Raw genomic sequence first — 13,190 nt, 5'->3', positions numbered from 1 at the left:
TTGACTCTGGTTGTGGTGACGACCAATCGTGCAGAGTACGGCCTATTGTACTGGTTGCTGGATGTCCTGCATCGTGCCGATGACGTTGACCTTAGATTGGTAGTAGCAGGCTCTCACTTAAGCCATAAGTATGGCTATACCATAGATGAGATTACTCTTGCTCCGTGGCATATTGATAAAACCATCGATTATCTCCGCGATGGTGCCTCTGATTTTGGTAGTCAGTATGCTCTTATCAGTCAACAATTCTATCCCTATCTACAAGATACTCACCCTGATCTCGTGATTTTGCTCGGCGATAGGTATGAATTACTAGGCTTTGCTAATATCGCCGTAGTATCTGGCGTCCCGATCGCACATATCAGCGGTGGGGAAATTACCGAAGGTGCAATAGATGACCGAGTTCGTCATGGGTTGACCAAACTCAGTGATCTGCATTTTGTGGGCAGTGAGTCATTTCGTCGACGAGTGATTCAAATGGGAGAAGCTCCTGAGCGGGTATTTACCGTCGGAGAGCTTGGGCTAGAACACATCCATCATCGACAAACTATCGATTTATTCGCTACAGAACCGTGTCAATGGCATGAGTCTCGGAAGCCCTTTATGTTGGTCACATTTCATGCTGAGACAGCCTCCGGTGCTGATCCTTTGATGCAGCAAAATGAAGTTCTTGCCGCCCTAGAAACTTATCTTGATCAATATAATTTGCTAATGACTTATCCCAATTGCGATCGTGGTGGTGACATCTTGATCCATGGGTTGCATGACTTTAAACATCGCTACCCAGATAGTGTGCATTTAGAGGCAAGTCTTGGTTTTAAGCGTTATGGACAGGCCTTATCCGAAGCCGCGTTGGTGATAGGGAACTCTTCCAGCGGTCTCTACGAAGCGCCGGCCTATGGCACTTTTACAGTAAATATTGGTGACCGACAGAGAGGGCGGCTACGAGGCAATAGTGTACTTGATACACCTTGTGACCGTAATCAGATCATTACGACTATCGCTGCCGCTTTACAGCTACGGCAAGCCAACTTCATTATTGAAAACCCTTATGGTGATGGTCATTGTGCCGATAAGATATTAACCATACTGCGCCGGGAGCTTCCTCGGTTGACCGGTATAAAACCTTTTATTGATTTGCCTGATAGTGGAATCGCAAAATGAGCAAGCCGACTTTGATCATTGCAGAAGCTGGAGTTAACCATAATGGCTCGGTAATTCGGGCCTTAGAGATGGTCGATGCTGCCGTCCTGGCGGGCGCTGATGTTGTAAAATTTCAGACCTTTGTACCAGAATTGACGGTTTCGGCTAGTGCTCAACAAGCGGAATATCAGAAGCAAAACATCGGTAAGACGACATCTCAGCTTAAGATGCTGCAACAGCTTACATTGACTTTTGCCGAGCACCGGCAAGTAGCAAATTATTGTCGTAAGCAGGGAATTGAGTATTTATCGACGGCCTTCGACTTAGAAAGCTTGGAGCAGTTATTAGAAATTGGGGTCATGCGTTTGAAAATCCCCTCCGGGGAAATTACTCATTGGCCACTATTGGTAGCCAGCGCTAAGACCGGTTTACCGATCATTCTATCCACGGGTATGTCCTCCTTAGAGGAAATAATGGCAGCATTACAGGTATTACTTGACCATGGTGCCCAGCGCCAGCAGATTACGATTTTACATTGTAATACTCAGTATCCAACGCCACTTGAAGATGCGAATTTAAACGCCATGAGTGCTATTGCAAGTGCTACCGGTGTCGCAATTGGTTATTCAGATCACACTCTGGGTATTGATGTATCTACTGCTGCCGTTGCAATGGGTGCGACTGTAATCGAGAAGCACTTTACCTTGGACAAAAGCTTACCTGGGCCAGATCATAAAGCGTCTTTAGACCCTCAGGAGCTCAGCGCATTGGTAAAAGGCATTCGTCGAATCGAACTGATTAAAGGTGATGGCGTCAAAAAAGTTTCTGCTAGTGAAGCGGGGAATCTTCATATCGCTCGTAAATATCTGGTTGCTCGCCAGCCGATCCGTGCAGGAGAGCATTTCAATGAGCATAATGTGATTGCGAAACGTATCGGCTTTGCTGGAATGTCACCCATGTGCTGGCCTGACATTATAGGAAAGGTGGCACAACGAGATCTTGCCGTGGATGAGCCGTTGGTTTTATCCGATATCGGTGGTTAGAATGTTGGTAGCGCTAGATATCTCTGCCGCTCGCCGCTTGTTTGATGAATTGCCAAGTACCAAGCGCAACCCGTACTTACATCCTGATTACGTGAGCTTGGATGCAGCTCATAAGGGAGCCGAACCATACTTTTTTGGTGGTAGCATAGGAGATAAAACCTACCTGTTTAGTGGTCATTTCATAGACAGCCCCGAGCTAGCGATTCGCGATAGCGAAAGCCCCCGTGGCTATGGTGGCTTATTATGTTCTTGTAACGAACCATTGGCTTTACGAGAGGCCTATGAGCAGTATCGTCGGTGGTTGGCGAAGCAATCTTGTCTCGTGGAGTTTGTGCGTTTTCACCCATTACTAGCTAATCATCATGGGTTCGATGGTGATGTGTTTGTTAACCGTCAGACTTGTTCCGTTGTCTTGACGAGTTATCATATGAAACAACTAGGCTCCCGCGCACTTCGTTACGTTAAGAAGGCCAAAAAGGCGGATTGCTTTACTCAGATTACGCTTACTCCGGATACCCTGCAACTCGCTGCATTTACCGCACTCTATAATCAACGAATGGATGAGTTGGATGGGATGAAGCAGTATCGCTATCGCCCAGAGTATTTCCAGCAGCTGTTCGAATTGCCGATAGTAACTGCGTTGGTGATGGTGTGGCATCAACAGCGACTAATTGCCGCCGCGATTTTGATGGGGGCAGGGGAGTATCTGGAGTACCATCTTTCCTGCTCCGACGACGTTGGGCGCCAGTTAGGTGCGACAAATCTATTGTTGCACGAAGCAAGCCAGCATTTTTCGGATCAATATCGGTATTTACATTTAGGTGGCGGTTTATCAAATGATCAGCAAGATCCACTATTCCAGTTTAAACATTCCGTTGGTAAGACACTGACCCCGTTTCTGATTGGTGGTTTTATTATTGATAGCGAACGCTATGAAAAGCTAAAACAGTCAATTGCTAACCCGCCACGACGGATTATTTTTTATCGACCTTCATAAGGAGCATGAGTATGGCTTGGGACTCCAACTGGGAAACAGTTTTTGCATCAAGGCCTTGGGGCAAGTATCCAGGTGAGGATCTGATTCGTTTTGTGGCTCGACGCTTTTTTTCAGTCGAGGATCGTAGCGCTATTAAAATTCTTGAGGTTGGCTCTGGTACTGGGGCTAACTTGTGGTTCATTGCCCGCGAGGGATTTCAGGCATATGGGATTGAAGGTTCAGCATCCGGTGTAAAAATTACGACACAGCGTCTTAATGCGGAAGTACCTGATTGGCAGGGTAATATTCAACAGGGTGACATCCTATCTTTGCCATTTGCTGATAATGTCTTTGATGCGGTGATTGATGTTGAGGCGGTAAGCTGCAATAGCTTCGTGGACAGTCAGCGCATTTATCAGGAAATGGTAAGAGTTCTGAAACCTAATGGACACTTTTATAGTCGCTGTTTTACCGCTGGTAGTGACGGTGATGGCACTGGCAAACCACTGGGGCGCGGTTATTTTCTTGCCGATTCAGGCCCCATGGCAGGTATTGGGCCAGTGCGTTATACCAGTCAAGAGGACTTAGCTGAACTATTGCCTACACAACTCATCGATCTGGAGATTGACCAAATGGTGTTGCGAGGAAATCTGACCGCAACACCAGTAAAGGAGTGGATGATTTCAGGCGTAAAAGTTAGCTGATACTGCCTACTCGATAGGTTGGGGGTGGTTAATCCACCCCATTTTAGTTAAGTCAAAGATTGATAGATGTCGAGTATGACATCATTCATAAAGAAAATATCTCCTCTCGCTTTTCCATAGAGTGAAACATTTTTCAGATTCTCACGGATACAGTTTACTTGCACTTGTTGTTGCTGACGAAATGCCACTGTAGGAACGGGAAAACTCCGGCTAATGCGGTCAACGTGATGATAAGTGAGCTGACTTTCTTGGGGAAATACGCCACAGTCAATGAGCTCCTGGAGGATGTCGGTAGCGCTAATTTGCGTTGTATCAGCATGTTTGCTGAACGCTTCTACTGTAACTCTGTGGGCACCGTTTTCGGTTTCTCCTTGCATGTTGCTGTACAGTGTTGAGCGGAAATGAGCATACTGGGGGTCGAAATTATTATAGTAATGTAGTGATGTTAGCGGAGCTCGATCAACCTCCAGATGTACAAGCCAACTATCTAAAAAATTGAGTTGGTTGGCAGCAAATTCGGGGAGCAAAGCATGCAAGTTAGTGCTCTGTAGCAACATAAACGGCGCAATTGTCCAAGTTAGCTTCTGACAATAAAGCTCTCCAGCGTCAGTATGTAGGCTTGTTACCTTTTGTTCGTGAACTGACATACCTGTGATTTTACAGTTTAGGTATAGCTTGCCCCCATGTTCACAAAACTGGCTCAACAAGTGATCGACCCATTGTCCAATACCACCCTGTTTAGGGTAATAGCGCTTAATCGCGCCATTGCCTTCTTTATGGCTGTGAAAGGCCAACACATCATTAAGTTTCGGTAGTTGTTTTAGTATCCTTGTTGTTTGCTCAGAAAAGCCTTGTACCCGAGCCAGTCCATAAAGGAGATGGGAGTTAGTAGCCAAGTCATCGGCCGAGGCAAAAAAAAGTTTTTCGACGGCGGGCTTCAAAAGCTCCTGATACAGTGTGTCACCGAAGCATTTGGTGAGCTGCTGGGAGAGAGTATCATAACCATCCCGTGGGTTGGCTGTCGCCTCCACTAGCTCAACCATGGCACGCAAATAATCGGCTTCTTTTAAAATCGTGGCATCCACGACAGGGGAGCGTTCGCATAGGGTTTTGTGTATAAAATGACCAGATTTTAGATAATCAAACTCATGCCAACTGTCGTTACGCACACACTCGAAGAGGAGTTTATCCAAGTCTGCGATACCTAATTCACTAAGTAAATGAGTGCCATAATCGAAGTGTTTGCCTTCAGGCGTAATGTAGGTTCTCATCAGTCCACCAGCGCTCTCTGCCGAGTCCACTAGTGCTACCTTTTTACCTTGCCGTACGTGTAGCAGGCCTGCCACAATTCCAGCAATTCCAGCGCCAACAATAATCTCATCATACTGTGTCGACATCGCAGTCTCCTCGTCTTGTTCCCCGCTCGTCGGGGTAAAGATCTCTGTTGTAAAAACGTTTAGACACTGATTGCTTTTGTCATTAGGTTGATACGTCAGAGAGAATACAGCAGTAAACGGCATCAGGTGGCGTTACTTTAGCTTTAAAATCTCCCTACAGGGAGCAAACTTTACCCAGATCAATATTCTGTTAAACAATTGTCTGAATTAAAGAAACTGCCATGCTCGCCGTTAATAAAACTATGAGTAGCAGTATGATGTACGGTGATTGATAGTGGTGCCTTGGGCCGATTAAGTGGAAATGTCCTATGCAAAGTAGCAGACCTGACGAGAATGACTACACCAGTGTGATCGTTACTGGTGATGCGCCGATTCTTAAAGCCATTGAACTGATTAATGAATCAACCTACAAATTGGTTCTGGTGTGTGACACCAGTGGCGTGTTGCAGGGGGTCATTACCGATGGGGATATCCGTCGTGCGATACTGGCTCACACATCATTAGAAGCCAGCGTTTCCCTAATCATGTGCAAAACCCCCACTTATGCTTTCCTTGGAACGCCAACCCGAGAAATGATCGCCCTGATGGAGTCAAAAAAAATTCAGGCGCTGCCCATTTTGGACAAGTTTCACCGGGTAGTTGGTATTGAAACCTACATGCATGCGGCATCTCGACGGCAAGTACAAAAGTCTCCTGTGTTCCTGATGGCAGGAGGATTTGGTACGAGACTGCGCCCACTAACGCAAAACTGTCCTAAGCCACTGTTAAAAATTGGCCCACGTCCCTTGCTGGAAAGTATTTTGCTCAGCTTCGTCGAGCACGGCTTTGATACCTTTTACATTTCCATTCACTATCTTGGTGATCAAGTCAAAGAGTACTTCGGCGACGGCAGAAAATGGGGCGTTTCTATCACCTATGTGGAAGAAACCTCACCACTTGGTACGGCCGGGGCGCTCAGTTTAATCAAGGAGCCCCTGTCCGCTCCGGTTATCGTAATGAATGGCGATTTGCTAACTAAGGTAGATTTTCGGGCTCTGCTGGATTTCCATGAGTCTACCCATGCCTCTGCCACCATGTGTGTGAGGGAATACACAATGCAGGTGCCTTATGGGGTAATCGAGCTCGATGGCAGCCGCATAGTCAGTATAAAGGAAAAGCCCGAGCATCATTATTTCGTCAACGCCGGTATTTATGTGTTATCCCCTAATGTGGTGAATGGCCTGACACTCGGGGAACGTGTCGATATGCCCGACTTGATGACCAAGCAAGTGGAGCTCGGGGAATCTGTCAGTACCTTTCCTTTGCATGAATACTGGCTCGATATTGGCCGTTTAGGGGATTTTGAGCGTGCCCAGCAAGAATTTATCGAGTATTTCAATTGATGAAAGTGCTTATCGTCGGTTTCGGTAGTATCGGCAAGCAGCATTACCAAAGTGTGTTGCGGGTGTTTGGCGGACAATCTGTGGAAGTCGCCTTATTGCGACGTCAATGTGCGCCAGAGCTTGCCATCCCCCAGTTCGATAACCTAGCAGCAGCCCAACAGTGGCAGCCCAACTTAGTGATTATTGCCTCCCCAGCAACCACCCATTTGCCCTTTTACAATGGTTTTATTCACCTAGATTCCGTTCAAGGCATTTTGTTGGAAAAGCCTCTTTGTGCTGATTCCGCTGATTGTGAGCATTTTTGTGTTCCCGCTAAGCCTGTGGTGCTCGGTTTTGATTTACGCCAACAGCCATTGTTGCGCCTTCTTAAACAGTATTTAGATGGGGCGGCCTTGGGTAAAGTGCTGAGTATTCAAGGGCGAGTAGGGCAGGCGTTGCCCACATGGCGACAGTCAGAAGATTTTCGTTTGGACGTGAGTGCACAAAAATCCCTCGGTGGTGGTGTGATTCGCGAACTTTGCCATGAACTGGATTACCTAATGTACCTAGGGTTTCAGCCTATTACGACATTTGCAGCCACGGGCAAAAGCCGATGGCTCAAGCTAGAGGTAGAGGATAGCGCCTATATTCAGGCCGATATGCAGCAGGCCCGCTCAGATAAACGCCTAATAGCGGCTTCAATCGCCTTGGATATGGTATCCAGTGAGCCTTTCCGAAGCTTACAAATTGACTGCGAAGAGGGTCGCTATACCCTAGATTTTATGGCCAATACTCTCACCACTGATCGTTTTGGCATAGGTATCGAAACCATCACCGGGCAGTCAGTGGGCGCAGCTATTGATCAACAGCTAGCGTCATTATTAGAGAGCATTCAGGGTGGTGTATTGCAGTCAGACCTGTGTTCCTTGTCGGGCGGAGTGGCGGTGATGCAATGGATCAGAGCAATTGAACTATCCGTTTTGTCGGGACAACGTTGTGAGGTGACTGATGCCTAACGTATTTGCCTTTACCTTCGCCCGTGGTGGTTCCAAAGGAGTACCGCGCAAAAATGTGCGTCTATTGGGGGGGAAGCCACTAATTGGTTGGGCCATTGATTTGTCGCGGGAACTACCATTTGTAGCCGCCCATTATGTCTCTACGGATGACGATGAGATCGCAGCTGTTGGTAAGCGCTTTGGCGCGAATATTATTCAGCGTCCGAATGAGTTGGCGTCTGATACCGCTTCTGAATGGCTAGCTTGGCAGCACGCAGTTACCCACTTGATAGATCGAGGGTTGGCAACGAAAGAGGATGTCTTCCTGTCTCTCCCGGCTACTGCGCCACTACGCACCTTGGCAGATATCCAAGGGGCTTACCAGCAATATGTAGACAATGGTTTAGATATTTTGGTAACGGCGACTGACGCCCAGCGTAACCCTTACTTTAATATGCTCAAACCCAGTGTTCATGGTGGATTTGAATTGGTCTGCCAAGGTGAGGCCCATCGTCGCCAAGATGCACCAGAATGTTATGACATGACAACGGTTTGCTACATTACCACTTTTGGCTTTATTCAGAGCGCAACGGGTGTGCTTGATGGTCGGGTCGATATGTACCGTGTCAGCCCACGCTCAGCGGTGGATATCGATACCGAACAAGACTTTCGTTTAGCAGAATTTTATCTCACGGAACCCCTATGAAAACTACCGATGATCTTTTTAACTTGTCCGGTCGCACCGTCCTAATTACCGGAGGTGCTGGCCATATCGCTCGTAGAGCGGCTGCGGCATTTCTTGAACGGGGGGCTGATCTAATTTTAGTGGATCGTCACCGTGACGTCTTAGCGTCGGCGCAAGACTCCCTTTCTGCATTGGGGCATGGCGGTACGATTACTACCATGACAGCGGACTTGGAGCAGCCTGAAGACGTAGCTGAGCTGATTCAAAGGGTGCATCAGGGTGTCACCAAGCTGGATGCTCTGATCAATGCCGCTGCTTTCGTTGGTACGGATAAAATAGAAGGTTGGGGTGTGCCCTTTTTAGAACAATCACTCAATACATGGCGTCGCTGCCTAGAAGTGAATCTAACCGCTCCTTTTGCCTTGATTCAGGGGCTTTACCCCCTGATGGAAAAAGCACCATCTCCTGCCATTGTGAATATTAGTTCTATTTACGGCCAAGTTGGCCCCGATATGTCGTTATACGAAGGCACAACCATGGGAAATCCCGCTGCTTATGCGGCGAGTAAAGCAGGATTGGCTCAACTAACGCGTTGGTTATGTACTACCTTGCCCAGTCATTTTCGCGTGAATACTGTCACACCTGGTGGTGTAGAGCGCGGACAAAATCCAGAATTTCGTACACGCTATATCGCTAATACGGCGAGTAAGCGAATGGCAACGGAGGAAGACTTAGTTGGTGTGCTATTACTATTGGTGAGCGATGCCGGTGCTTACATTACAGGGCAAGATATAGCAGTAGATGGTGGTTGGACGGCGAAATAGCCGATCTGTTAAGTACTTCAGGCGTTATTATTGTCTCCATTTAACGAAAGCTCTAAGTGGGCCAAAGTTGATGCCATAACGTAGTCAATCTACAACCGTTGCAAATCTTTGCTATAGCATTGTCTCCGAGTGACTATGCTTACAGTGAGAGATGTTGAGACGTCGAGAATATTACGCCAATTCAGGAAACGCAAATGAGTCTATCCAGTGCTCTTTTCCCCAGCGGTTTATTATGGTTCGCCGTGTTGCCGGCACTGCTTGCTATTTTTATGGCGGTCAAGGCTGCCCCTTGGCAATCTTTAATTGAAGATAAAGCACTACAACATCGCTATCTAGCCGTCACGGTAATTTTGGTTATTGTGTGGCGCATCAATATCGATTTGAACTTTGATGTGGTGATTCACTTCCTCGGCTTGACCACGGTGACACTGTTGTTTGGTTGGCCGTTGGCGATACTTTCGGCGGCAGCAGCGCAGCTCGGATTTTTGTTTTCCGGGTTAGATGAAGGTGCCAGCTTGGCTCTGAATTTCTTAATCAGCGGCGTCTTCCCAATTGCAGTGACGTGGTGGATTCACCAATGGATCGAAGCCCGCAAGCCGATCAATCCCTTTATGTTTATTATGGGGACTGGTTTTTTGAGTTGTTTGATCAGTAGCACTTTGGTCAGTGCCCTAGCGGTGGGGTTGCTATACTTGGGAGGCATTTACGAGTTCAGCATCACCATCAGTGAGTATTTTGGCTACTTGCCCCTGTTTATTTTCCCTGAGGCAGTGGTCAATGGCATGTTCATTTCTGCCATCACTATTTTGCACCCGAACATGGTGGTGACGTTTGACGAAGAACGTTACTTTAAACAAGATGAGCATCGCATGATTCTGGATGAAGAAATTCCCGATTCACTTGATGTGGAAAAGCATGAAACCCAGTCCGAGCGGGATGAGCAGGGTAATTTTATCGAGGATAAAGACGCCCCCTATCGCCCGCCGGAAGAGTGGTACCAAGATAAGGATAAAGACCGGTGAGATTTACCCCAAAATACACCAAAGCCGATGTGCAAGTGACTCAGGACGAGTGTGTCTACAACGGCTTCTTCAAAATGCACAAGAAGACGCTACGTCACCGTAAATTTAATGGCGAGTGGTCGGATTACATGACTAGGGAAATGATGGTGCGTAGCGATGCCGTTTGCGTGCTGTTATACGACCCAAATACCGATCAAGTGTTGCTGATCGAGCAGTTCCGTCCCTGTTTGCCGCGCTCTGAATCCCCATGGTTACTGGAGCTGGTGGCCGGTATGGTGGAAGAAGGGGAGAGCGACGAACAAGTGGCCCGTCGCGAATCTAAAGAAGAAGCCGGTGTCACCATTGACCGGTTAGAATACATGTTTAAGTTTGTGCCATCCCCTGGCGGACTGGTGGAGTATCTGCGCATGTACGCCGGGGAGTTTGACGCGAATAAAGTAGACGTGACTCAAACTCAAGGCCTCGACGAAGAGCATGAAGACATTCGCTTACACCTAATGAGTGCTGATGAGGCTATCGGTCTGTTGGATCACGATATCGAAAATGCGAGCACTATCATGGGGTTGCAATGGTTAGCGCTGAATAAACAACGCTTGCGAGATAAGTGGCTGGGGTAACGTTTCTGTGCTGCAGTCCTTATGTCGGTCTCCGTTGCTGTGTCATCTGGTTGGTGTTCTCTCTTTTACCGTCATTGCTTTGAATGTGATGTTGTGGGTGAGTTTGATCCACATCTTAGCGCTTCTTTTGCTACTGCCATTTTCGTGGGCCAACCAATTTGTGGAAACCCAAGTGAACCGCTGTTTCTCGGCTTGGGTGAGTACCAACGAATGGTGGTTTCGCCACATGCTTGGAGTATGCTGGGATTTAGACCCACAGCTTCAATCGGACTTTCAGCAATCCCATTTGCTGATTGCGAACCACCGTTCTTGGGTGGATGTGTTTTTGTTACTGGCCCAGCTAAACGGTCGTCTGCGGTTGCCGCGGGTGTTTATGAAAAGCTCCCTGCGCTGGTTGCCACTGATTGGCTCTGCCACATATATCATGGGTTTTCCCCAAGTGAAGCGCTACAGCAAAGAGCAGATCGCCAACAAGCCCCATCTTGCCGGAAAAGATCTGCATACGACACGCAAAGCCTGCGAGCGCTTCAAACGCTACCCCAACAATCTTTTGAGCTTCGTGGAAGGCACCCGTTTTACCGCGAAAAAGCACCAACATCAGCAAAGCCCCTACCAAACTCTACTCAAGCCCCGTTCTGGTGGTATTGCCTATGTGCTAGAAGCCTTGCCGGGGCACTTTGATCACCTTGTGGATTTCAACCTAAGTTATCCCCAAGAGAATTGTTCTTTTTGGGATTTGTTAACCGGACAGCTAACTTGTGCCACGGTGCGAGCAACCAAAGTACCGTTCCCAGCCACTTTTTTACAGAGCGATTTCCATCCAGCGGGGAAAGATAAAGCGGCCTTCTTTACTTGGTTTAACCAATATTGGACAGAAAAAGACCAACGCTTACTTGCGCAACAGCAGGAAGCCTGCTTACTTGAATCCTCACAAAATGGCGCTATAAATGAGTGTCATGACCAAAATGCAGAGAAGTAGCCAGTTATTATGAATCACTATGTGCCAAACCTAAGCGAGTTACAGTTACTCGGGGAGTTGAATTATCGACGCCTCGGTAAACTCGTGCGTGGCCATGAGGAAGATGACACTTGGCACTTTGCCGTCAATACCAGCGGCGAGCATCAAACCCGGTTGTCACTGTATTTAATTGGTGAAAGTCGGTTCACTGCGGATGTGAAGCTGGAGTTCTACAGCGAAACCAAAGCCATCTTGCCCTTTGATACTAAGCTGGTAATGAATATTCGTCTGTATCACGATGCCGGTATTGCTGAGATCACCGACGGCCATCGTCACTACATGGGAGTGTACCCATACCCCAATGAAGACATGTTGCATCGGGACGAGAAGTTTCGTCTCAACCAGCAACTCGCCGATTTGTTAGAGCTGTGCCTCAAACATGGTCATCGACTTTACGATGTGCCCGATTTCCAATTTGCCTACTAGCCACTTTAGCGTTGAATACACGATGCCATTTTTAATCTATGTTCATGGCTTTAATAGCTCGGAACGGTCATTCAAATCCCAACGGGTCAAACAAGCCTTAGAGCAACGTGGTCTTGGCCAGTGCTTCGCTTGCCCGCGTCTTGATTGGCAACCGCAAGTGGCGATCCAGCAGCTGTGTGAGTTAATTGAAGCGAAACAACAAGATACCGAGTCAGTGACTTTGATTGGCAGCTCACTGGGGGGCTTCTACAGCACTTATCTAAGTGAGCGTTATCAGCTGCCCGCCATTTTAGTGAACCCAGCGGTAGCAGCACCGGTGCTGCTGCGGGATTACCTAGGGGAACAGAAAAACCCCTATACGGGGGAACGCTATGTACTGACCGAACGCCATATGCAGCAGCTAGAACTGCTCGATATTGCCACCCCCACCCAATCCCGCTATTGGCTGATGGTGCAAGAAGGGGACGAAGTACTGGACTACCGGGCCGCTTTAAAACGTTTTCCCACCCCAGCAAAACTCACCCATGAACCAGATGGCGACCACAGCTTTGTTGGTTTTGAGCGCTTTGTCGATGACATTCTTCGCTTCGCGGGCTTTTAGTCTGTAACGGGGTTGAGTAATTTAACCCCCGTCCCGATAAAGTCCTTGCTGTTACCAAAATTGACGTAAAGCCCCGCAGCTTGCTGCGAGGGATGGATAGTCAATCCTTCGAAGAAGGCTTAGTGCGGCCTATCTTGTTGAGCCACGTATTGCTTTTAAAACCTCCAATGGCGCACCTCCTACTGAGCAAGCAAAACAACCACTGCTCCATAAAGCATTTTGAGTGCGAGCGAGTCTTATATGTCATGATGCTGTTGACTGTATGTTTGTGGCTGTGTTGTAGTTAGGTGTTGGTCATAGCAGCAAACAGCAGACCTTGATCTGACTTTTCATTCTGCTTCATATACCGGAACCAGCTGAGATAGTGGGGTAGATATT

At 47.7% G+C, this 13,190-nt stretch carries 14 protein-coding genes; 13 read left to right on the top strand and 1 reads right to left on the bottom strand.

Annotated elements, in window-relative coordinates; translation table 11 throughout:
• The 4 genes from neuC to FJM67_RS02295 are packed head-to-tail and all read left to right on the top strand — an operon-like array spanning position 1 to position 3,866.
• Positions 1–1,164 carry a UDP-N-acetylglucosamine 2-epimerase gene (gene neuC / locus FJM67_RS02310; RefSeq protein ID WP_181161412.1) on the top strand — a complete coding sequence of 388 codons (1,164 nt, stop codon included), beginning with the start codon at positions 1–3 and terminating at the stop codon, positions 1,162–1,164.
• Complete coding sequence (neuB, locus tag FJM67_RS02305) at positions 1,161–2,186, top strand: N-acetylneuraminate synthase (protein WP_140587077.1); 1,026 nt, start codon at positions 1,161–1,163, stop codon at positions 2,184–2,186. The genes neuC and neuB overlap by 4 nt, the downstream gene beginning before the upstream one ends.
• Before the next feature lies 1 nt (position 2,187).
• Positions 2,188–3,183: a GNAT family N-acetyltransferase gene (locus FJM67_RS02300; protein WP_181161411.1), complete on the top strand. Its 996-nt coding sequence runs from the start codon at positions 2,188–2,190 to the stop codon at positions 3,181–3,183.
• 11 nt (positions 3,184–3,194) lie between these two features.
• A complete protein-coding gene (locus tag FJM67_RS02295; protein WP_219845874.1) occupies positions 3,195–3,866 on the top strand; it encodes a class I SAM-dependent methyltransferase in 672 nt (223 codons plus the stop codon).
• A gap of 47 nt (positions 3,867–3,913) precedes the next feature.
• Here FJM67_RS02295 and FJM67_RS02290 read toward each other — a convergent pair whose 3' ends face one another.
• Entirely contained in the window at positions 3,914–5,263 is a 1,350-nt protein-coding gene (locus FJM67_RS02290; RefSeq protein WP_181161410.1) for an NAD(P)-binding protein, read from the bottom strand.
• 308 nt (positions 5,264–5,571) lie between these two features.
• On the opposite strand from FJM67_RS02290, the gene FJM67_RS02285 reads away from it, so the two are divergent.
• The 9 genes from FJM67_RS02285 to FJM67_RS02245 all read left to right on the top strand — a co-directional run bounded on the left by FJM67_RS02285 (position 5,572) and on the right by FJM67_RS02245 (position 12,812).
• Positions 5,572–6,645 (top strand): nucleotidyltransferase family protein, encoded by a 1,074-nt coding sequence (locus tag FJM67_RS02285; RefSeq protein ID WP_140587073.1) that lies wholly within the window; start codon positions 5,572–5,574, stop codon positions 6,643–6,645.
• Complete coding sequence (locus tag FJM67_RS02280) at positions 6,645–7,640, top strand: Gfo/Idh/MocA family protein (RefSeq protein ID WP_140587072.1); 996 nt, start codon at positions 6,645–6,647, stop codon at positions 7,638–7,640. Before FJM67_RS02285 ends, FJM67_RS02280 begins: the two co-directional genes overlap by 1 nt.
• A complete protein-coding gene (locus tag FJM67_RS02275) occupies positions 7,633–8,325 on the top strand; it encodes an acylneuraminate cytidylyltransferase family protein (RefSeq protein WP_140587071.1) in 693 nt (230 codons plus the stop codon). Before FJM67_RS02280 ends, FJM67_RS02275 begins: the two co-directional genes overlap by 8 nt.
• Positions 8,322–9,128, top strand: a complete 807-nt coding sequence (locus tag FJM67_RS02270) for an SDR family oxidoreductase (protein ID WP_140587070.1) — start codon at positions 8,322–8,324, stop codon at positions 9,126–9,128. The genes FJM67_RS02275 and FJM67_RS02270 overlap by 4 nt, the downstream gene beginning before the upstream one ends.
• 194 nt (positions 9,129–9,322) lie before the next feature.
• On the top strand, positions 9,323–10,150 hold the full coding sequence (locus FJM67_RS02265; protein ID WP_140587069.1) for an energy-coupling factor ABC transporter permease: 828 nt from the start codon (positions 9,323–9,325) through the stop codon (positions 10,148–10,150).
• Positions 10,147–10,767 carry an NUDIX domain-containing protein gene (locus FJM67_RS02260; RefSeq protein ID WP_140587068.1) on the top strand — a complete coding sequence of 207 codons (621 nt, stop codon included), beginning with the start codon at positions 10,147–10,149 and terminating at the stop codon, positions 10,765–10,767. Before FJM67_RS02265 ends, FJM67_RS02260 begins: the two co-directional genes overlap by 4 nt.
• 7 nt (positions 10,768–10,774) lie before the next feature.
• Entirely contained in the window at positions 10,775–11,746 is a 972-nt protein-coding gene (locus FJM67_RS02255) for an acetyltransferase (protein WP_181161409.1), read from the top strand.
• 9 nt (positions 11,747–11,755) lie between these two features.
• On the top strand, positions 11,756–12,211 hold the full coding sequence (locus FJM67_RS02250) for a DUF1249 domain-containing protein (protein ID WP_140587066.1): 456 nt from the start codon (positions 11,756–11,758) through the stop codon (positions 12,209–12,211).
• 22 nt (positions 12,212–12,233) lie between these two features.
• Complete coding sequence (locus tag FJM67_RS02245) at positions 12,234–12,812, top strand: YqiA/YcfP family alpha/beta fold hydrolase (RefSeq protein ID WP_140587065.1); 579 nt, start codon at positions 12,234–12,236, stop codon at positions 12,810–12,812.
• Positions 12,813–13,190 lie beyond the last annotated feature (378 nt).

It is taken from the genome of Maribrevibacterium harenarium (assembly GCF_006385675.1).
In the GTDB taxonomy this organism is placed as follows: domain Bacteria; phylum Pseudomonadota; class Gammaproteobacteria; order Pseudomonadales; family Marinomonadaceae; genus Marinomonas; species Marinomonas harenarium.
This window is presented reverse-complemented; position numbering and strand designations above follow the sequence as displayed.

Excerpts from the sequence above, each read along its gene's own strand:
- neuB (WP_140587077.1), top strand. The coding sequence starts at position 1,161 with ATGAGCAAGCCGACTTTGATCATTGCAGAAGCTGGAGTTAACCATAAT.
- FJM67_RS02300 (WP_181161411.1), top strand. The coding sequence starts at position 2,188 with ATGTTGGTAGCGCTAGATATCTCTGCCGCTCGCCGCTTGTTTGATGAA.
- FJM67_RS02295 (WP_219845874.1), top strand. The coding sequence starts at position 3,195 with ATGGCTTGGGACTCCAACTGGGAAACAGTTTTTGCATCAAGGCCTTGG.
- FJM67_RS02290 (WP_181161410.1), bottom strand. The coding sequence starts at position 5,263 with ATGTCGACACAGTATGATGAGATTATTGTTGGCGCTGGAATTGCTGGA.
- FJM67_RS02285 (WP_140587073.1), top strand. The coding sequence starts at position 5,572 with ATGCAAAGTAGCAGACCTGACGAGAATGACTACACCAGTGTGATCGTT.
- FJM67_RS02280 (WP_140587072.1), top strand. The coding sequence starts at position 6,645 with ATGAAAGTGCTTATCGTCGGTTTCGGTAGTATCGGCAAGCAGCATTAC.
- FJM67_RS02275 (WP_140587071.1), top strand. The coding sequence starts at position 7,633 with ATGCCTAACGTATTTGCCTTTACCTTCGCCCGTGGTGGTTCCAAAGGA.
- FJM67_RS02270 (WP_140587070.1), top strand. The coding sequence starts at position 8,322 with ATGAAAACTACCGATGATCTTTTTAACTTGTCCGGTCGCACCGTCCTA.
- FJM67_RS02265 (WP_140587069.1), top strand. The coding sequence starts at position 9,323 with ATGAGTCTATCCAGTGCTCTTTTCCCCAGCGGTTTATTATGGTTCGCC.
- FJM67_RS02250 (WP_140587066.1), top strand. The coding sequence starts at position 11,756 with ATGAATCACTATGTGCCAAACCTAAGCGAGTTACAGTTACTCGGGGAG.
- FJM67_RS02245 (WP_140587065.1), top strand. The coding sequence starts at position 12,234 with ATGCCATTTTTAATCTATGTTCATGGCTTTAATAGCTCGGAACGGTCA.